At 63.2% G+C, this 19,016-nt stretch carries 18 protein-coding genes and 2 pseudogenes; 7 read left to right on the forward strand and 13 right to left on the reverse strand.

Annotation, left to right across the window (positions count from 1 at the left end):
* Nucleotides 1–59: 59 nt before the first annotated feature.
* A pseudogene (gene bluB, locus EOB49_RS37440) lies at nt 60–569 on the forward strand (5,6-dimethylbenzimidazole synthase); the annotation flags it as partial.
* A gap of 170 nt (nt 570–739) precedes the next feature.
* Here the strand turns inward: bluB and EOB49_RS07580 are convergent.
* Nucleotides 740–1,722 (reverse strand): annotated as a pseudogene (locus EOB49_RS07580) (hypothetical protein).
* A 288-nt stretch (nt 1,723–2,010) separates the two neighbouring features.
* Complete coding sequence (locus EOB49_RS07585) at nt 2,011–2,619, reverse strand: TetR/AcrR family transcriptional regulator (RefSeq protein WP_127268181.1); 609 nt, start codon at nt 2,617–2,619, stop codon at nt 2,011–2,013.
* A 121-nt stretch (nt 2,620–2,740) separates the two neighbouring features.
* Here EOB49_RS07585 and EOB49_RS07590 point away from each other — a divergent pair, with 121 nt between their 5' ends.
* On the forward strand, nt 2,741–3,964 hold the full coding sequence (locus tag EOB49_RS07590) for an MFS transporter (RefSeq protein ID WP_127380626.1): 1,224 nt from the start codon (nt 2,741–2,743) through the stop codon (nt 3,962–3,964).
* A gap of 35 nt (nt 3,965–3,999) precedes the next feature.
* Here EOB49_RS07590 and EOB49_RS07595 read toward each other — a convergent pair whose 3' ends face one another.
* The 3 genes from EOB49_RS07595 to aroC form a co-directional block, all read right to left on the reverse strand.
* Entirely contained in the window at nt 4,000–4,542 is a 543-nt protein-coding gene (locus EOB49_RS07595) for a GNAT family protein (protein WP_127322377.1), read from the reverse strand.
* Nucleotides 4,543–4,575: 33 nt separating this feature from the next.
* Complete coding sequence (gene ribB / locus EOB49_RS07600) at nt 4,576–5,676, reverse strand: 3,4-dihydroxy-2-butanone-4-phosphate synthase (protein ID WP_127322378.1); 1,101 nt, start codon at nt 5,674–5,676, stop codon at nt 4,576–4,578.
* 118 nt (nt 5,677–5,794) lie between these two features.
* Nucleotides 5,795–6,895: a chorismate synthase gene (aroC, locus tag EOB49_RS07605; RefSeq protein WP_127268177.1), complete on the reverse strand. Its 1,101-nt coding sequence runs from the start codon at nt 6,893–6,895 to the stop codon at nt 5,795–5,797.
* Nucleotides 6,896–7,175: 280 nt separating this feature from the next.
* Between aroC and EOB49_RS07610 the strand changes: the two genes are divergently transcribed.
* The gene (locus EOB49_RS07610) at nt 7,176–7,436 is read left to right on the forward strand and encodes a DUF1344 domain-containing protein (protein WP_027035965.1); all 261 of its coding nucleotides are present in this window, start codon (nt 7,176–7,178) and stop codon (nt 7,434–7,436) included.
* Between the two features lie 167 nt (nt 7,437–7,603).
* On the opposite strand, the gene EOB49_RS07615 is transcribed toward EOB49_RS07610, so the two are convergent.
* The 4 genes from EOB49_RS07615 to EOB49_RS07630 form a co-directional block, all read right to left on the reverse strand.
* Entirely contained in the window at nt 7,604–8,191 is a 588-nt protein-coding gene (locus tag EOB49_RS07615; RefSeq protein WP_127328382.1) for a histidine phosphatase family protein, read from the reverse strand.
* A 46-nt stretch (nt 8,192–8,237) separates the two neighbouring features.
* Nucleotides 8,238–9,056: an enoyl-ACP reductase FabI gene (gene fabI / locus EOB49_RS07620; protein WP_127268175.1), complete on the reverse strand. Its 819-nt coding sequence runs from the start codon at nt 9,054–9,056 to the stop codon at nt 8,238–8,240.
* Nucleotides 9,057–9,162: 106 nt separating this feature from the next.
* Nucleotides 9,163–10,092, reverse strand: a complete 930-nt coding sequence (locus EOB49_RS07625; protein ID WP_127380627.1) for a J domain-containing protein — start codon at nt 10,090–10,092, stop codon at nt 9,163–9,165.
* A 100-nt stretch (nt 10,093–10,192) separates the two neighbouring features.
* Complete coding sequence (locus EOB49_RS07630; protein WP_027035968.1) at nt 10,193–10,654, reverse strand: RT0821/Lpp0805 family surface protein; 462 nt, start codon at nt 10,652–10,654, stop codon at nt 10,193–10,195.
* Between the two features lie 76 nt (nt 10,655–10,730).
* On the opposite strand from EOB49_RS07630, the gene pdxH reads away from it, so the two are divergent.
* Nucleotides 10,731–11,348, forward strand: a complete 618-nt coding sequence (gene pdxH / locus EOB49_RS07635) for a pyridoxamine 5'-phosphate oxidase (protein ID WP_127270335.1) — start codon at nt 10,731–10,733, stop codon at nt 11,346–11,348.
* Between the two features lie 3 nt (nt 11,349–11,351).
* On the opposite strand, the gene EOB49_RS07640 is transcribed toward pdxH, so the two are convergent.
* Both EOB49_RS07640 and EOB49_RS07645 read right to left on the reverse strand, forming a co-directional pair.
* Nucleotides 11,352–12,104 carry a crotonase/enoyl-CoA hydratase family protein gene (locus tag EOB49_RS07640; protein WP_127320918.1) on the reverse strand — a complete coding sequence of 251 codons (753 nt, stop codon included), beginning with the start codon at nt 12,102–12,104 and terminating at the stop codon, nt 11,352–11,354.
* Nucleotides 12,105–12,124: 20 nt separating this feature from the next.
* Nucleotides 12,125–13,894, reverse strand: coding sequence for an acyl-CoA dehydrogenase (locus tag EOB49_RS07645; protein WP_127380628.1), 1,770 nt, complete (start codon nt 13,892–13,894; stop codon nt 12,125–12,127).
* Between the two features lie 215 nt (nt 13,895–14,109).
* Here EOB49_RS07645 and EOB49_RS07655 point away from each other — a divergent pair, with 215 nt between their 5' ends.
* Nucleotides 14,110–14,328 carry a hypothetical protein gene (locus tag EOB49_RS07655; protein WP_013532811.1) on the forward strand — a complete coding sequence of 73 codons (219 nt, stop codon included), beginning with the start codon at nt 14,110–14,112 and terminating at the stop codon, nt 14,326–14,328.
* 248 nt (nt 14,329–14,576) lie between these two features.
* Nucleotides 14,577–15,686, forward strand: a complete 1,110-nt coding sequence (locus EOB49_RS07660) for a glycoside hydrolase family 25 protein (protein ID WP_164781616.1) — start codon at nt 14,577–14,579, stop codon at nt 15,684–15,686.
* Nucleotides 15,687–15,700: 14 nt separating this feature from the next.
* Here EOB49_RS07660 and purD read toward each other — a convergent pair whose 3' ends face one another.
* Nucleotides 15,701–16,978 carry a phosphoribosylamine--glycine ligase gene (gene purD / locus EOB49_RS07665; protein WP_127270338.1) on the reverse strand — a complete coding sequence of 426 codons (1,278 nt, stop codon included), beginning with the start codon at nt 16,976–16,978 and terminating at the stop codon, nt 15,701–15,703.
* A gap of 157 nt (nt 16,979–17,135) precedes the next feature.
* On the reverse strand, nt 17,136–17,951 hold the full coding sequence (locus EOB49_RS07670; RefSeq protein ID WP_127380631.1) for a phytanoyl-CoA dioxygenase family protein: 816 nt from the start codon (nt 17,949–17,951) through the stop codon (nt 17,136–17,138).
* A gap of 88 nt (nt 17,952–18,039) precedes the next feature.
* Between EOB49_RS07670 and EOB49_RS07675 the strand changes: the two genes are divergently transcribed.
* Nucleotides 18,040–18,951 (forward strand): LysR family transcriptional regulator, encoded by a 912-nt coding sequence (locus tag EOB49_RS07675; protein ID WP_127380632.1) that lies wholly within the window; start codon nt 18,040–18,042, stop codon nt 18,949–18,951.
* The last annotated feature ends 65 nt before the right edge of the window (nt 18,952–19,016 follow it).

Below are 19,016 nucleotides of genomic sequence, written 5' to 3' on the forward strand. Positions count from 1 at the left end.
TGACCGCTGCCATTGACGATGAATTTGACCAGGATGCGCGCGATGCGGTCTATCGCGCCATGTTCACGCGGCGCGACGTGCGCAGCCATTTCCTGCCCACCGCGATCGATGACGACGTGCTGGCGCGGCTGCTGCTTGCTGCCCATCACGCGCCATCGGTCGGCTTCATGCAGCCATGGAATTTCATTGTCATTCGTGACATCGAGCGACGGGCGGAGGTGCGCGACCTGTTCCTGGCCGCGCGCGAACAAGAACTGCCGGCGATCGAGGCGGAAAAACAGGCGCTGTACCGCAAGCTCAAGCTGGAAGGCATCTGCGAAAGCGCGCTCAACATCTGCATCACCTGCGACCGGCAGCGCTCGAAGGGTTCGCCGCTGGGACGCTGGCACAATCCGGAGATGGATCTCTACAGCACCGTCTGCGCGGTGCAGAATTTCTGGCTGGCCGCGCGTGCCGAGGGCGTTGGCGTCGGCTGGGTGAGCATCATCGAGGCTGAGGCGCTGAAGCGGCTGTTGGCCATTCCGGACCACGTAACGCCGATCGCCTATCTCTGCGTGGGCCGTGTTTCCGAGTTCGCTCCCAAACCGGACCTTGAAACGCATGGCTGGGGACGGCGGCTGCCGCTGCCGGAGCTGATCATGAGCGAGACCTTTTCCGGGCAAGGCGAGACACAGCTCAAATCCACCGTGGCGCGCCTCAACACCGTTTCTGCCTCACCAGACATCACCCGCCCGGCCGATCAGGGTGTGGCGCCGGCCGTAGCCCAGCGCGAACCGCCGAAGGAGGCGAGCGCCTTGTCCTTGAGCTCCCTGAACTTCGACGACGCCTCGGCCAGCCGGGCGTCCCAGGCCGGATCCGGCACCTGGCCCGCGATGGTCTTGAAATAGACCTGCATCAGGCAGGCGATGGCGAAGGGTTCAATGAACGCCGCCTTGAATGCCCAGGCGAAGACGATGGCGAGCACAAAAGCCCAGCCGGCGAGCTGGCCAGGCATCAGGAACAGAATCGCGCCGGCAGGCGCCAGCATCATCAGAAAGATGATGAACGACACGCCCCACATGATGACCGCCAGCCAGACGGCGTTCTTGACCATGACCTTACCGTTCTGGGCATAGAGCACGACGCCCTGGCGCGCCGTCTCGAAGGGCGAGGCTGAATTGATGCGGATGTTGTAGCCGAGGATGATCTCGTCGACATAGGTCAGCGACAGGCGGACACCGTGTTGATGAAGGAGACCAGGCCGCTCAGGCCCGGTATCGGCAGGAAGGCGGCGATGCCGCCGAGGAGGCCGGTGATGGCGCGGATGGCGCCCTTGACGAGTTGGTCGACGACGAAAAGGATGTGGGCCTCGGCGAAACGCTGGGTCACGATATCCCTGGCATAGGCGATCTGGTCCTGACCGCCGGGAATGTCGCGGCCGTCGATCAGATGAACCATGACGGCGATGTGGCCGGCCTTGACGACATAGAGGATGTATTCGCGGATCCAATACACAGCGATCGAGACGAGGCCAAACCCGACCACGCCGCCCCACAGGGCAAAGGACATGGGCCCGTCGGGATCAGTGGAGATATGGCCAACGCCATAGCCGACCGAGGCGCCGGTGCCCGTCGCCATAATGTAGGCCAGCGTGATGCCGAAATAGACGATCATGCGAAAGACGATGAACGGCCAGGTCCGCATCATGATGGACACCGACCGGCCGATCTCAAAATCCCACATGTGCCCCGAATCTCCGCCTCAGAGATGGTGGAAGAGGATGGACTCAACCCGGCGATTGTCAATTGCCGGCCCTGACGCCAAAGGGCAACGAATTCGGGCTAACGGGTTTTCTTCGGAGCCTTCGCCGGCGCGTAGGCTGACGGAGCATCAAACGAAAAACCCGCCTGTGCGGCGGGTCACTGGCGCAAATCAGCACCATAAACGTATATGTACCTTAGCTGAGGGCACGGTGTCAAGAAAAAATTCCTATCGTGAACAGCTGCCGGCACGAAAGCTCCGGTGAGAACTTCAATTCGACTGCGGATCCGGCTTCTTGAGCAGGCCTTCGAGCAGTTGCTTGAACGCCGTCACCACCTTCTTCGACGTCGCTTCGGGGTCGCTCGAATTGGCGATCCGTTGCGCTGCCTGGCTGCTCGCTCCGTTGATCAGTCGCGAGGCCGTCTCGGGGTCGAGGCTGGAGACAACGACCCCCTCCTCCTGCAGCGCGGTCAGATGGTCGGTCATTGAAGCGATGCACGCACTGCAATTCGGCCATTGCGCTGGATCCCCCAGCACGGCCGGGCCATCCCGGAACATGATGCGCTGGATTTCCGGCTCCAGCGCCATCTCGATATAGGTCGAGCACTCGTCGACGAAATGTTGCCAACGGGTCGGCGCTCTCGACGCGACCTCATTGATGCGCGCCGCCATCTCGCCGTCAATCTGGGCTATGACCGCCTGCAGCAGCCCCTTTTTGTCGCCGAAATGATGATAGAGCGCGCCGCGCGTCAGCCCGGCCGAAGCGGTGAAATCATCCATCGAGGCTTCCGCATAGCCTGTTGTGCCGAAGGCATGACGGGCCGCCGCGATCAGCTTGGCGCGCGTCTCGGCGATCATCTCCTTGCGGGGTCTGTGCATGGCTTCTGGCCCTATTCACATACGCAACGTATGCCAATTGACATACGCGACGTATGGTCTATTTAATGATCATACGCTCCGTATGTAATTGTCCAATCGTCCTTTGTCGAGGAACCAACCGATGCAAAATCCCTACGCGGAAATCTTTCGTGCCCCCGGAGCCAAGGGCTTTGCGGCCGCCGGCTTCATGGCGCGCCTGCCGATCGCCATGGCGCCCATCGGCATCGTGGCGATGCTGTCGCAGACGCGTGGCGAATACTGGCTGGCCGGAGCCGTCTCGGCGACATACGCGCTGGCCAACGCCTTCGTCGCGCCGCAGATATCGAGACTGGTGGACCGCCTGGGCCAGACACGAATCGTGGTGCCCACCACCATCATCGCGGTGCTGGCTTTCGCAGTCCTGATAGCGGCGGCCAACCAGGACTGGCCGGTTTGGACGCTGTTCGTATCGTCACTGCTGGCTGCCGCCATGCCAAGCATACCTGCGATGGTGCGCGCGCGCTGGACGGAGATTTTCCGGGGGCGGCCGCAGATGAACACCGCATTCGCCTTCGAGTCCGTGGCCGATGAACTGGTCTATATCGCCGGGGCATCGCTATCGGTCGGCCTGAGTGCCGCCCTATTCCCGGAAGCCGGCGTTCTGGTGAGCACATTATTTCTCGCATTCGGATCAGCGGCCTTCATCCTGCAACGCTCGACCGAGCCCCGGGTGCGGCCGGTCGACCATAACTCAAGCGGCTCGGCGATCCGCCTGCGGCCGGTTCAGATCATCACCCTCGCCCTGATCTTCATCGGTGCAACCTTCGCGACGACGGAAGTCACCACCGTGGCGATCACCAAGGAGCTTGGCCAGCCCGGCGCCGCCAGCCTTGTCATCGGCGTTTATGCGCTGGGATCGTTCGTGCTCGGCATCGTCGTCGGCGCGCTCAGCCTGAGGGCGCCGCTGCAACGCCAGCTGGCCATCGCAGTCGCCCTCGTCGCGCTCGGCACGCTGTTGCCGCTCACCGCCGACACCGTGCCACTGCTGGCGCTGACCGTGTTCATCAGCGGTGTGGCGATCTCGCCGACCTTCATCACCGCGTTCGGCCTGATCGAGCGGCATGTGCCGGAAGCGATGCTGACCGAAGGCATCACCTGGGTCATGACCGGCATCGGCATCGGCATGGCGCTGGGCTCGTTCGCGGCCGGCGCGATGGTGGATGCGTTCGGCGCCCAGAGCGGGTTCTGGGTGTCGGTGGCTTCAGGCACGATCGCACTGGCCACGGTGCTGCTTGGCCAACGCAGCCTTGCCACGACTGAGTGCGAGATGGACGGATGCGAAGCAGCCGCGATTGCCGCGGAATAGTTCCGGCGCGTCCGGCCTTAGGACCGGGCGCCGCTTTAGGCGGCCGGGCCTGAAATATTGGCTTTTCCTGGGTGCGCCAATGCCAAAAGTATCGTTGGCGCCCCGCGCAGCATCACCTCTTTTTCGAAGGCGAAGCCACATTTCTCCAGCACCCGTCGCGAGGCCGGATTGGCGGGGCGGACGAGGCCGACAACCCGATCGGCACGCAAGGGGCCGAACGCGGTGCGCAGTGCTTCCATCACCAATTCCGTGGCATAGCCATGTCCCCAGGCCGCCGGATGAAGATGATAGGACAGGTTCAGACCGTCGAAATCCGCCGATACCGTGACGCCGCCGAAGCCGATCAACTTTCCATCCGCCTCGACTGCCCAGCGGCCAAAGCCGTGCTTGTCCCAATGACCGATGTCGCGCGTCAGCCGCGCGGCGCTCTGCTGGGCTGTATCCGGAACAGGGTCGGGTCGATGCGCAACAAGCTCCCCGCGCGAAAAGAGATCGGCTAGGAAATCCAGATCAGCCTCTGCCGGGCGGCGCAGCAAAAGCCGCTCGCTGCGCTGGCTGGAAGGCAGGGGCGCATTCATCCGTCTTCTCCGGCAACCGGATCGGCGGGAGGCTCAGAGGATCTCGGTCTTGGCGATGTGGATGCCAAAACCTTCGAGGCCGACATAGTGGCGTTCGCGCGAGGCGATCAGGTTGATCGAGGAGATGCCGAGATCCTTGAGGATCTGCGCGCCGAGCCCGATCTCGCGCCACTCGTTTTCGCGGCGGCGAGCCTCTTCGTGATCCTCGTGGTCGCCGCTTGCCGGTCGTTTGCGCTCCTGATGCGCAACGCCGACGGAACCTTCTCTGAGATAGACGATGACGCCGCGCCTGCGCTCGCCCATTGCCTTCATAATGGTGTCGAGCCGGTGACTGGTGCCGAACACATCGGTCACCACATCCTCGGAATGCAGACGCACCGGGACCTCCTCGCCGTCACGAATGTCACCGAAGACGATCGCGACGTGGTGCATGGAGTCCCACGGCAGCGTGTAGGTGAAGACCTGTGCCTTGCCGCCGAGCGTGTCGATTTCCGAGCAAGCGACGCGTTCGACCAGAGTTTCCTTACGTTGCCGGTAGGCGATGAGGTCGGCAACCGAAACCTGCTTCAGCCCATGCTCCTCGGCGAAAGCCTGCACCTGCGGGCCGCGCTTGACGGTGCCGTCATCATTGACCAGCTCGGAAATGACGCCGACCGGCGGCAGGCCGGCGAGCTTGCACAGATCGACCGCTGCTTCGGTATGGCCGGAGCGCATCAGCACGCCGCCTTCGCGCGCGATCAGCGGGAAGATGTGGCCGGGGCGGACGAAATCCGAGCCGCCGACATTGCCGTTGGCAAGATTTCGAACGGTCAAAGTGCGATCTTCGGCCGAGATGCCCGTCGTGGTGCCATGCTTGAAATCGACGCTGACGGTGAAAGCGGTGGTATGGGCGGAATCGTTGTCGGCGACCATCGGCGCAAGGTTCAGCCGCTTGGCTTCTTCGCGCGGCATCGGCGTGCAGACTATGCCGGAGGTGTGGCGCACGATGAACGCCATCTTTTCGGGCGTGCAGTGGACGGCGGCAACGATCAGGTCGCCTTCGTTCTCGCGCCCGTCATCATCCATGACGACGACGATCTCGCCGCGTTCGAAAGCACGCAGGGCTTCGACGATCTTCTTCTGGTCGTAAGGCATAAGTGCTCGCTTTGCTCGCAGGGAATAAGGGAGTAGGGCAGTACGGGAGTAGGGAAAAGCAAAAAGATTTGGCCGGCCGCGCTAAGAGCGCAACATATTCCCTTATTCCCCTATTCCCCTATTCCCTTCCCGTCTGTCCCCGATGCCGCAGATAGTGGTCGGCGATCGCACAGGCAACCATTGCTTCGCCGATCGGCACGGCGCGGATGCCGACGCATGGGTCGTGGCGACCCTTGGTCATGATCTCGACGTCCCTGCCGTCCTTGTCGATCGACTTTCGCGGCGTCAGGATCGAGGAGGTCGGCTTGACGGCGAAACGAGCGACGATCGCCTGGCCGGTCGAGATGCCACCGAGGATGCCGCCCGCATTGTTGGACAGGAACACCGGCTTGCCGTCATTGCCGATGCGCATCTCGTCGGCATTCTGCTCGCCGGTGATACGGGCGGCCTCGAAGCCGTTGCCGATCTCGACGCCCTTGACCGCGTTGATCGACATCAGGCCGGAGGCGATGTCCTGATCGAGCTTGGCATAGATCGGCGCGCCGAGGCCTGGCGGAACGCCGTCGGCGACGATTTCGATCACCGCACCGACCGAGGAGCCCGCCTTGCGGATGCCGTCGAGATACTGGGTGAAGACGGGTACGGAGGCCGGATCGGGGGTGAAGAACGGATTTTCGGCATCGCCGATGAAATTCCAGTTCCAGTTGGCGCGGTCTATGGATTTTTCGCCCATCGACACCAGCGCGCCGCGCACCACAACGCCCGGAACCACCTTGCGCGCCAAGGCACCGGCCGCCACCCTGGCTGCCGTCTCGCGGGCCGAGGAGCGGCCGCCGCCGCGATAATCGCGCACGCCGTATTTGACCTCATAGGTGTAGTCGGCATGGCCCGGCCGGTATTGGCGGGCGATCTCGCCATAATCCTTTGAACGCTGGTCGACATTCTCGATCAGCATCGACACCGGCGTGCCGGTGGTGATCATCGTCTCGCCGTCCTCGTCGAAGATGAAGCCGGACAGCACCTTCACTTCATCCGGTTCGCGACGCTGCGTGACGAAACGTGATTGCCCCGGCCGGCGCTTGTCGAGTTCGGCCTGGATGTCGGCTCGAGTGAAGCGGATGCCGGGCGGGCAGCCGTCGACCACGCAGCCGAGCGACGGGCCATGGCTTTCGCCCCAGGTGGTGACGCGGAAAAGGTGCCCGAACGTGTTGTGAGACATGAAATGACCCTGCCCGGCAGCGGAGCCGGCTTGGCGCATGACCCCGAAAATCGGAGCGATTTTCGGAAAGGATCATGCGCAAAATCAACAATGCTACAGCGTCCTTTGCGCGTCCAAGAGGACGCGCGGCGCTGTAGGTTGCCTTCTATTGGCGTTTTTCACAGGGGTCAAACTGTGATCTGGCGGATTTAGTTTTGACACATTCGGTTGGTTTCTGCTCTGCTCCATCCGCCGTTGAACGCCCGCCGCCATGCCGGCGCAATGATAAAGAGGAACGATCATGCGTACCCTGATTGGCGCCATTGCCGCCACGCTGCTGCTTTCCACCGCCGCTTTCGCCGGCCAGACCGAAGGCCTGATCAAGAAGATCGACAAGGATACGGCGACGCTGACGCTGGATGACGGCAAGTCCTACAAGCTGAACGCCGAGACCGATCTCGACGCGCTGAAGCCGGGCATGGACATCGTCATCGCCTACGATGTGACCAATGGCGAAAACATCGTCACCGACATGGAACTGCCGGACAGCTCTGCCAACTAGAGCTTCCAACCTCAATTGAATGCTGTGTTTGCGGTTCAGCTTTCGCCGAGCCGCCTGCCAATGGCCTAAAGCGTGTCGCGTCTGAACGGATTCAGGCGACCCGCTTTAGGTCTTTGTTTTATGCATGTCGTTCTCCCAAAACCGGGGCCACTTTTGGGCGACATGCATTAAAGCCACTCCAGACTCTTGCCTTCGAGCTTGAGCAGGCGATCCTGCGGTATTTCCAGGTTCGCGGCCTCGTCCTCGGCCAGCCCCAGAACGAAGCGAAACAAGGTGCGCATGACGCCGCCATGGGTCACGCATATCGTCTGGCGTTCGATCGCGTCGAAGCATGGCCTCACCCGTTCGAGCAGCATCTGATAGCTCTCCGCACCTTCGCCGGGCGGCTGAAAGTTCCATTTGTCCAGAGCGCGCGTCCTGCTTGCTCCGGGATATCCTGTCTCGAGCTCGGGAAAGGTAAATCCCTGCCAATCGCCGAAATTGACTTCGACGAGGCGCGGATCGGTTCGATAGGCATCCGGATCGAGCTTCATCGCGGCGCGAATACGCTGCATCGTTTCGCGCGTCCGTTTCATCGGACTGGCGAGGAAATCGAATTCCCAGGGATTTGGGACCAACGCGGCTAGCCGAAGCCCGTTGCCGGTCGCCTGTTCGCGGCCAAGAGCGTTGAGATCGGTATCGGCCTGCCCCTGAAGTCGCATTTCGGCGTTCCACGCGGTCTGGCCGTGGCGCGCGATATAAACCAGCGGGTACATCAGGTCTTCCGGTGCGGGATCGGGACGGACGACGGTTGGCCGGGCGTTAGTCCTTGACCGTCGAAATATCAGGCGCGTCGACCGCCTTCATGCCGACGACGTGGTATCCCGAATCGACGTGGTGCACTTCACCGGTGACGCCGCGCGACAGGTCGGACAGGAAATAGACGCCGGAATCGCCGACTTCCTCCTGCGTGACCGTCTGCTTCAGCGGCGAATTGTACTCGTTCCACTTCAGGATGTAGCGGAAGTCGCCGATGCCGGAGGCGGCCAACGTCTTGATCGGGCCGGCCGAGATGGCGTTGACGCGGATCTTCTTGGCGCCGAGGTCGACCGCCAGGTAGCGCACGCTGGCCTCGAGCGCCGCCTTGGCGACACCCATGACGTTGTAGTGCGGCATCACTTTTTCGGCGCCGTAGTAGGTCAGCGTCAGCAACGAGCCGCCATCGGTCATCAGCGCCTCGGCGCGCTTGGCTATGGTGGTGAAGGAATAGACCGAAATGTCCATGGTGCGCAGGAAATTGTCGCGCGTCGTCTCGACATAGCGGCCGGTCAGTTCATCCTTGTCGGAGAAGGCGATGGCGTGGACGAGGAAATCAAGCTTGCCCCAGTGCCTGGCGACATTGGCGAAAACCTCGTCCAGGCTCGCCGGATCGGTGACGTCGCAATGGCCGGCGACAAAGGCGCCCAGTTCCGCCGCCAGCGGCTCGACGCGCTTCTTGAACGCCTCGCCCTGATAGGTCAGCGCGATCTCGGCGCCATGGTCGACGCACGACTTGGCGATGCCATAGGCGATCGACCTATTGTTGGCGACGCCAAGAATGAGGCCGCGCTTGCCGGCCATTAGGCCCTGTCCACCCGCCATGTGAGCGCTCTCCGCAAGATTTCAGCTTTGTGGGTTGCCCTATCGCACAGGCACAGAGCCCCTTCAAGCGTCCAAACCGGACAGTTCGGGGGACAAAAGCCGCCGATCAGCCTTTTTGGCTGCGCAACAGCGCTTCGAGCGCGCTATCACCGTCTTCCGGCAGCATGATGCGCACATGAGCGTAGAGATCGCCGTGGCCGCCGGCCTTTTCCGGCAGGCCTCTGCCCTTCAGCCGCAGGACCTTGTCGGAGCTCGACCAGGCTGGGATGTTGACCGCGAGCCTGCCGGTCGGCGTCTCGACCGGCACCTTGGCGCCGAGCACCGCATCCGCCAGGGCCACCGGCAGATCGGCGTGCAGGTCGCGGCCCTCGATGCGGTAACGTGGATGTCGGCGCAGATGGATCTTGACCAGCGCGTCGCCTGGCTGGCCCGGGCCCTGCTCGCCTTGGCCCTTGAGGCGGATGGTCTGACCATCCTCGACATAGGCCGGCAGCTTGACCGCCACCTTGCGGCCGTCGGGGAACATCGCCGTCACCTTTTCGGCGGTCGCCGCTTCCTCGATGGTGACGTCGAGCGTCACGTTCAGATCGGCTGCTGTCGCCTGCTGGCGGCGATCGCCCGTGCCGGGACCGCGCGCGCCCGAAAAAGTGTCGCCAAAAATCTGGCTGAAGATGTCGCTGTTGCCGTCGAACGGATCGCCACCCGGTCGGCCGGAGCGGAATTCGAACCGCGAACCGCCCGGACCCTGTTGCCGGCGAAAGCCGCCGAAGGGATCGCCGCCACCGGCAGCGCCCTCAAAGCCCTGGAATCGCGGCTTTCCGTCGGCGTCGATCTCGCCGCGATCGAAAGCGGCGCGATTCTTTTCGTCGCCGACGATCTCGTAGGCCTGGTTGGCCGCGGCAAAACGGTCCTTCGCCTTGGGATCATTCGGATTCTGGTCCGGATGATGCTTCTTGGCGAGTTTCCGATACGCCGACTTTATGTCCTTGGACGATGCGTTCCTGGCAACGCCCAGCACCTCATAGGGGTCGCGCATGCTTACTGCCCTGGAGAAGAGTTGAGTCTCTGGTTGCCACCTATATGCGCTCGCATAGGAAGAAATTCCAGTGCTGGAGCAGCATATCAGACGCGGAAAATCAGAGTGCCTTGAAGTCCTGCATGCGCCAGCCGCCGGCGCTGGCCAGGCACAGTTCGCCTTCGAACATGGCAACGCCGTCAAAGCTTTCGCGCGAGGCCTTGAAGCGGCGGCAGGTCTGGCCGTTGTCCTTCAATTCCGCCAGATCGGTGATGGAACCGCGCGAGCCGGTGCCGGCATTGGCCCACGGCACGGCCTGCCCGCCGAGCTGCTCGATATCGGCCGAGGAAACCGCATTGCCGATCGTCGTCTGGTCGGAGTCGCGATCCAAATTGGCCGGCGCGGCCGAGGCCGACGTGCTGCTGGTCAGGATCGAGCGGTCGACTTCGGCTTTTTCCAGGCTGAAGCCGCCGGCGCCACACGCGGCAAGCGGCAAGGCGACCGCCACGATCGCGGCTTTCGCGCTGGCCGAAGCGATAACGCTCCATTGCCTGCTGTCAAAAGCTTGCGCGATACGCGACAATCGGCACCTCCCCCTTGCTTCGTAAAGAATCTTGGTTTTGTAAGAATCTTGGCTTCGTGACAATTTGAGAAAAACTATGAGTGACACTGAGTTAACAAGCGGTGACTTTACCGAGGCTGCCGAGCCGTTTCGCCTCTTTGCCGCATGGCTGGACGACGCCACGAAAAGCGAGCCGAACGACCCCAACGGCGTGGCTCTGGCGACCGTCGATGCCGACGGCATGCCGGATGTGCGTATGGTGTTGCTCAAGGGGTTCGATGAAAGCGGGTTTGTCTTCTACACGAATTTCGAGAGCGCCAAGGGCCAGGAGATTCTTGGCAGCATGAAGGCGGCGATGTGTTTCCATTGGAAGTCGCTGCGCCGCCAGGTGCGCATTCGCGGACCGGTGGAGATCGTCAGCGACGCCGAAGCCGACGCCTACTATGCGACACGGCCGCGCGGCAGCCGCATCGGCGCCTGGGCTTCGAAACAATCGCGGCCGCTGGAAAGCCGCTTTGCGCTGGAGAAAGCGGTGGCGGAATACACGGCACGCTATCCGATCGGCGAAATCCCGCGGCCAAAGCACTGGTCCGGCTTCCGCATCGTGCCCAGCACCATCGAGTTCTGGCACGACAGGCCGTTCCGGCTGCACGACCGGCTCGTTTTTACGCGCAGTGCGAAGGACGGCTGGGACAAGACCAGGCTTTATCCCTGAGGCTCAGGCCTTCTTTCTCGTCATGAACGCGGTGAGCGCGGCGCGCGCCTCACCGGACTTCAGCCGCTCGCGAAAATGGTCGCTTTCCTCGCCGATGCGGGCGAGGAGATCGTCGCGCGAACCACGCATCAGGTTGCGCGCGATCTTCAGCGCCTGTGGTGGCTTGGCCGCGATCTGGCCGGCTGCCGCCAATACCGAAGCCTCCAGCGCTGCTTCCTCGACCACCTCGTAGATCAGGCCGGCGGCCTTGGCGCGCTCGGCCGAAAAACCCTCGCCAAGACCGAGCAGCGCGAAAGCGGCTTGCTGGCCCAGAATGCGCGGTGCCAGCAGGCTCGATCCCGCCTCAGGCACAAGGCCCAGGTCGACGAAAGGCGTCCTGAACACGGTGCGTGGCGTAGCGAAAGTCAGGTCGCAATGCAGGTTGAGCGTCGTGCCGATGCCGACCGCGATGCCGTCGACGCCGGAGACCATGGGTTTTTCGACCTTGGCCAGCGCCATCAGGAAATCCCAGACTTCGGTGCCGCCGTCGCCGCCGGTGGCGACGACCATGAAGTCGGCAAGGTCGTTGCCGGAGGAGAAGGCGCCGGGCACGCCGAGAAAGACATGGACGCGGATCGCCGGGTCGGCGTCGCCCTCGGCCAGGGTTTTTGACATTTTCGCATACATGGCGCGCGTCAGCGCGTTCTTCTTGTCCGGCCGATTCATGCGGATGATCTGGATGGCGCCCTGGCGCTCGACGAGGATATGGTCTGTCACGGTGTTTTCCTTGTGAAACGTCAGGCAGACACGAGCGTCTTGCCGGCAGCGGCGAGGCTTTCGGCGCCATCGATGACGCGCGCCCTCAAGGCGCTGACCTCGCCGAGCAGGTTTTCGGCAAAGAAACGGCAAAGCGCTATGCGGTTGTGATCGGCAAGAGCACCGCGCGCCAGATAGGCGCCGCCGGCGGCAAGCGAGATCAGCCTGAGATAGGGCGTGGCGCCTGCCAGCGCCTCGTCCTGCCGGCCTTCGGCCGCCAGTTTTTGCAGGAAGCGGGTCGCTTCGCTGAGATCGCCAAGTGCCGCGTCGAGAGCGTCGGCGGTGCGGCCGAAATCCTGCATGTTCGAGGTCCGCACCGCTGCGGCCATATCAGCCAGTTCGGCGATGTAGCCATGCACATGGTCGCCACCGCCGAGCGGCAGCTTGCGCATCACCAGATCGATCGCCTGGATACCGTTGGTGCCCTCGTAAATCGGTGCGATGCGCGCATCGCGATAGAAGGCGGCCGCTCCCGTCTCCTCGATGAAGCCCATGCCGCCATGAACCTGGAGGCCGAGCGAGGCAACCTCGACGCCGATATCGGTCGAGAACGCCTTGGCCAGCGGCGTCAGCAGATTGGCGCGATCGCGCCAGTATGCCGCCTCGTCACCGGCGGAGACACGGGCCATGTCGATGGCGTGGGCACAGGAATAGCTGATGGCGCGTGCGGTCTGGGTCAGCGCCTTCATGGTCAACAGGTTACGCTGGACATCGGGGTGATGGACGATAGGCGCCATACCCGTGCCAGTGTAGCTCGCGGCCTTGCCCTGCCGGCGCTCATTGGCATAGGCGATCGCCTTCTGCGTTGCGGCTTCCGCGACCGCCACCCCCTGCATGCCGACACAAAGCCGCGCATTGTTCATCATGGTGAACATGCAGGCGAGCCCCTTGTTCTCCTCGCCGATCAGCCAGCCGACGGCGCCGGGTTCGGCCCCTTCGAAGCCGTCGCCATAGATCATGGTGCAGGTCGGCGAGGCATGGATTCCGAGTTTATGCTCAAGTCCGGAACAGAAGACGTCGTTGCGGGCACCGAGCGCGCCATCGTCGCCAACCAGGAATTTCGGCACCAGGAACAACGATATGCCGCGCGTGCCGGCCGGCGCATCGGGCAGCCTTGCCAGCACGAGATGGATGATGTTGTCGGTGAAATCGTGCTCGCCATAGGTGATGAAGATTTTTTGGCCGAAGATGCGATAGCTGCCGTCACCCGCCGGCTCGGCGCGGGCGCGCAAGGCGGCGAGATCCGAGCCGGCTTGCGGCTCGGTCAGGTTCATCGTGCCCATCCACTCGCCGGAGACGAGCTTTTCGAGATATTTGGCCTTGAGGTCTTCGGAGGCGTGTTTGTCGAGCGCCTCGACCGCGCCCATGGTCAGCGTCGGGCCGATGCCGAAGGCCATGGCGGCGGAGTTCCACATTTCGAGCGCGGCCACGCCGAGCATGGTCGGCAGCGCCTGGCCGCCATATTCCTCAGGCCCCGAGAGCGCATTCCAGCCGCCATCGATCCAGCGGCGATAGAGTTCCTTCCAGCCGGGCGGCGTGGTGACGGCGCCGCCTTTCAGCACCGCACCCTGCCGATCGCCGATCGTGTAGAGCGGTGCGACCTCTTCGGTGGCGAAACGGCCGGCCTCACCCAGAACGGCATCGACCAGGTCCTCGCCGAGATCGCCGAAGGTGCCGGCATCGAGCGCCGACTTCATGCCGGCCACGTGCTTGAGCGTGAAGGCGATATCCTCGACCGGTGCCCTATACATGCCGCCCACTCCTCCTGATGCCTCGGCCTGCCCAACCCTAGAGCCGGTGCCGCTGCAAAACCACCCGCCGTATCAGCGGTCTCCCATCTTCTTTTTACGTAAACGTCAAATTTTGTCACGCGGATTTTGCAATCGCGGCGGCGCGTATTAAGTTCAACCCATGCCGGATCAAGTCGACCGGCGATGCAATCAGAACCAGCCAACCGGAACCGCCCATGCTTGCCAGACCCGACGCCTACCGCTGCATCGAATGCGGCCTGCCCTATCGAGCGGAGGGGTTCTGCTACCATGGGGGCAGACTGGACCATGGTGCCGCCTACTGGTCGGATCGCGGCATTTTGTGCTCGCCGCAATGCTCGCTCGCCCACCACCGCAAACGCGCCGCCGAAGGCACGCTGCGGCAAGAGCCGGCGCCTGACCCGTTTGAATTCTAGCGGCTGATGCGTCGCCAGCTCTTCTGGGAGCCAGCCCCCGAAAGCACTTCCTTAACCATAGCCGTTCAGGATTTGTTTTTGATCAACGGGGATTCCCTGTTTTGAAAAGGACGGCGCACCTCCTTCGCCGCTTGAAGAGTGTCGTACCGACACCCTTCAAGCCTCTGTTTCCTGCGCATGTCGTTGCCCCAAAACCGCTGCATACTTTTGGCCGGCATGCGCTGGCGATCCTCGCTCTTGCGGCGACGATGGCGCTTTCGACGGCGGCAACGGCCTCCGATTTTTCCGAGCCGTGGAAGAACGCCGACCGCGCTCTGGTCGTCGATGCCTACGAATATAATTCCATCGACTGGGCCCAGCTCGCCACCGACAAGCGGGTCGTCGGCTTCATCAACAAGGCCTCCGACGGCATGCCGCCGGCCTATTTCTGCCTGGGCAACGACATTGAGGTAAAGCTTTGCAAGGCGCTGTGGAAACGTCATGCGGTGACGCGCGAACTGTTCCAGACGCGCCGGGTGGTGGCCAAGGCACTCGGCCTGAAATGGGGCGCCTATCACCTTGCCCGTCCCGGCAATCCGGTCGAGCAGGCGAACAATTTCCTCGATTTCGCCGAGCCTGCGCCGGACGATCTCATGGCTCTCGACATCGAGGGCAATGACCCCTCGCAATGGATGTCGCTCGACGATGCCGAGGAGTTCGTACGCCAGGTGCATCGGCGCATCGGACGTTTCCCGGTGCTCTACACCAACGGCAAGACGGCCCAGTACATCGCCGACAACAGCGACAGATACACGCTCCTGTCGCGGCTGCCGCTCTGGTATGCGCGCTACACCAAGGACATCGACGTGCATTTTCCGATGGGCAACTGGCAAGGCTACGCGCTGTGGCAGTTTTCGGCGCAAGCCAATTGCGGCCGTTTCCGCTGCCCTTACAGGGTTGCCGGCACGCCTATCGACATAGACGTGAATGTCGCGCCGACAGACGCCGCCACGCTGCGCGCGCAATGGCCCTTCGGTGGGCTTATCGACGTGCCGCCGGACTATCTCGCCTCGATACCGCTACCGGTTTCACGCGAGGCCGGCCTCGCCGGCAATGTCACCATCACCTATGCGTCTGTGGCCGCGCCGCCGACTCTCGAGGACATGGTTACAGCGTTGGGCACACGCTGGTCCCGTTTCCGCGACGGCTTCCGCATGCCAGTCGTGAAGACGGTGCCGCGACGGCCAAGCTTCGGCATTGTCCAATATGTCGCCTGGAAGCGGACCGAACGGCGTTCACCCGCACAACTCGACGCTGCCTTTGCCGTGTCCGATCCACTCAGCACCGCTTCCACAGAACTCGATCGCGGCCAGCGGTGAGCCAATGCGGAACTTCAGGTTCCCTGTTCGCGCGCTACGGCCTGCCAGCCGATATCGCGGCGGCAGAACCCGTCCGGCCAGTCGATGCGGTCAAGCGCGGCATAGGCTCGTTTCTGTGCCTCGCCGACCGTGGCGCCTGATGCCGTCACGTTGAGGACGCGGCCGCCATTGGCAACCAGCGCGCCGCCATTGATGGCGGTACCGGCGTGGAAGATCTGGACACCGTCGCTCGCCGCGTCTTCGACGCCGCGGATGACCGAGCCTTTTTCCGGCGTGCCGGGATAGCCTCTCGCCGCCATTACTACGGTGAGCGCGGCCTCGTCGCGCCAGCGCACCGAAGTATGCGCAAGCTGGCCGTCGGTCGCCGCGTTGAGCAGGACCAGCAGATCATCCTTCAGCCGCATCATCAGCACCTGGCATTCCGGATCGCCGAAACGGGTGTTGTATTCGATCAGCTTCGGTCCCTTGTCGGTGATCATCAGCCCGGCAAACAGCACGCCGGAGAACGGCGCCCCCAGTTCGGCCATGCCGCGCATGGTCGGCTCGATGATCTCGCGCATGGTGCGCGCGACCAGTTCCGGCGTCATCACCGGTGCCGGCGAATAGGCGCCCATGCCACCGGTGTTGGGACCGGTGTCGCCGTCGCCGACGCGCTTGTGGTCCTGCGCGGTACCGAAGGGCAGTGCGGTGGTGCCGTCGCAGAGGCAGAAGAAACTCGCCTCTTCGCCGGTCATGAACTCCTCGACCACAACTTCCGCGCCGGCGGCGCCGAAGGAACCGTCGAAGCAGGCATCGAGTGCTGCCTGTGCTTCACTGGGCGTCATGGCGACGGTGACGCCCTTGCCGGCAGCGAGCCCGTCGGCCTTGATGACGATCGGTGCTCCGGTCTTTTCGACATAGGCCTTGGCCGAGGCCAGGTCACTGAAACGGCCATAGGCGGCGGTCGGGATGTTGTAGCGGGCGCAGAGATCCTTGGTGAAACCTTTCGATCCTTCCAGCTGTGCGGCAGCCTTGGAGGGTCCGAAGACGCGAATGCCTTGCGCGCGCAGATCGTCGGCAATGCCGACGACCAGCGGCCCCTCCGGGCCGACCACGACGAGGTCGATTTTTTTCTCCCGGCAGAACGCGGCCACGGCGGCATGGTCGGCTAAATCCAGCTTCACCAGCTCAGCCTCGCTGCCGATGCCCGGATTGCCGGGAGCCGCATAGAGCTTTGTCAGCAGCGGTGATGCGGCGATCTTCCAGGCGAGCGCATGTTCGCGGCCGCCGGAGCCGAGAAGAAGAACGTTCATGGCCACCTCTTGATGCCGACTATCCGTTAGAGCACCCGCTATTGCTCTCTGGGCGACGGGTCAAGGCATCCGGGCGCATTGATGGGAATTGCGCACGGGAACGTTACCCCAGCCGAAAATCGGCGGCGCACATCGGCGTCGATTTTCTGGCCTCGCTTCAGCCCTGGTAGACCACCGGAAACCAGTCCTCGCGCAGCCTCTCGCCCGGCTGCATGCCGTGGCCATGATAGGGCGGCGAGGTGCGGCCCGGCCGCTCGACATAGCGCGCATCGTCACCCACCCAGCGCAGCGACAGCGCCCGGCGCCGCGCCGCGGTCAGGTTGCCGCGCGCGCCATGCGCGGTCCTGAAGTCGAACAGGATGGCGTCGCCCGGCTCCATTTCCCATTCGAGCACCTTCATCGACGGATCCTTGTCGGGATCTGGCACCGGCAGATAGTCGCCCTCGCCGGCATAGAAATTGCTATCGTCGAGCCAGCGCACCGGCAGGATCATCTTGTCCCATTTGTGCGAGCCGGCGATCAGCCGCAGCGTCGCTTCCTTCACCGGGTCGATGGGGATCCAGAAGCTCACCGTCTGTCGGCCATCGACGAAATAGTAGGGGATGTCCTGATGCCAGGGCGTCGGCTTCTGCGTGCCGGGTTCCTTGACCAGCACGTGATCGTGGAAGAACTGCGCGGTCCGCGACTGCATCACCGCCGCCGCCAGTTCGGCGGCTGGCGAACCCCGCACCAGGCTGACGAATTCGGGGATGCGCTCCCAGTTGCAGTAGTCATCGAAGAAACTGCCGCGGCCGTTGGCGATGTCGGATGCGGTGACGCTGCGGTTCTGCATGTTGCGTTCGATGCCGGCGGCAATCGTGTCGACCCAGCCCTTGAAGGCGCCGCGAATGCAGACAGCGCCGTCACGCTGATAGTCGGCAATCGTGGACGCGCCGATCATGGTGGCGCCGATGGTGGCAGTCTGGGAAGCCATGGCGTTCTCCTCTGGAATGAAGCCACTATCGCAACACCTCTTCATTCGGTAAAATAATAACTTTCGATCTGACATATAGAGCGCCCCTATGAGTGTGACCCTCACGCAGCTGCGCTACCTGGTTGCCGTGGCGCGTCATGGCAGCGTCACCGGGGCGGCGAAGATGCTGAACGTTTCGCAGCCGTCGATTTCGGTGGCCATTGACGCGGTCGAAAAGAATTTCGGCCAGAAGCTGTTCGTCCGCCAGCGCGGAAGCGGCGTGTCGCCGACATCGTTCGGCCGCGCCGTCGTGGCCAAGGCAAGGCAGGTTCTCACCGAAACGGAAGAACTCGTCGGCCTGGGTTCAAGCAAATCGGCTGTCAGCGGTGAGTTGGTGCTGGGATGCTTCGAGGATTTGGCGCCTTTCTTCGCGCCGGCTTTGATCCGCGCCTTCTCCGAACGCTATCCGGCCGTCAAAATCGTGGTTCGCGACGAGACGTTCGAGACGCTGGGACGACGGCTGGGGGATGCGGCCATCGATCTCGGCCTGACTTATGATCTCAGCCTGCCGACGCATTTCGCCCGCATCCTGCTGCGCGAACTTCGTCCACACGCGCTGTTGCCGGCAGGCCATGCCCTGGCGGACCGCCCAACGGTCAGCCTTGCCGATCTGGCCGCCTATCCGCTGATCACGACGGATCAGCCGCACAGTTGGCAGCACATGCTCGACCTGTTCCGCAGCCGCGGCCTCTCGCCGGTGGCCGATACGACGACAAGCTCGTTCGAACTGCAGCGTAGCATGGTCGCCAACGGCTTCGGCGTCGCGGTCAGCTATACCCGCCCGCACGGCGACCGCAGCTATGACGGCCTGCCGCTTATCTGCAAGCCGCTGTCCGATCCGCTGCCCATGCAGCGGATCCTGCTGACCTATGACACGCATCAGCGTGTGTCGAATGCAGCGCTGGCCTTCGTCGAGGTGGCCAGGGACTGGTTCGCCACCCGCGACATCTTTGCCTCGTGAAAGGCTGACAGGCGCCGCGTCTCCGCTTGCCGCTTGACGGTTTCTGCCGCTGCTGCCACTCCATG

The sequence above is a fragment of the Mesorhizobium sp. M7A.F.Ca.MR.148.00.0.0 genome, assembly GCF_003997735.1.
In the GTDB taxonomy this organism is placed as follows: Bacteria; Pseudomonadota; Alphaproteobacteria; order Rhizobiales; family Rhizobiaceae; genus Mesorhizobium.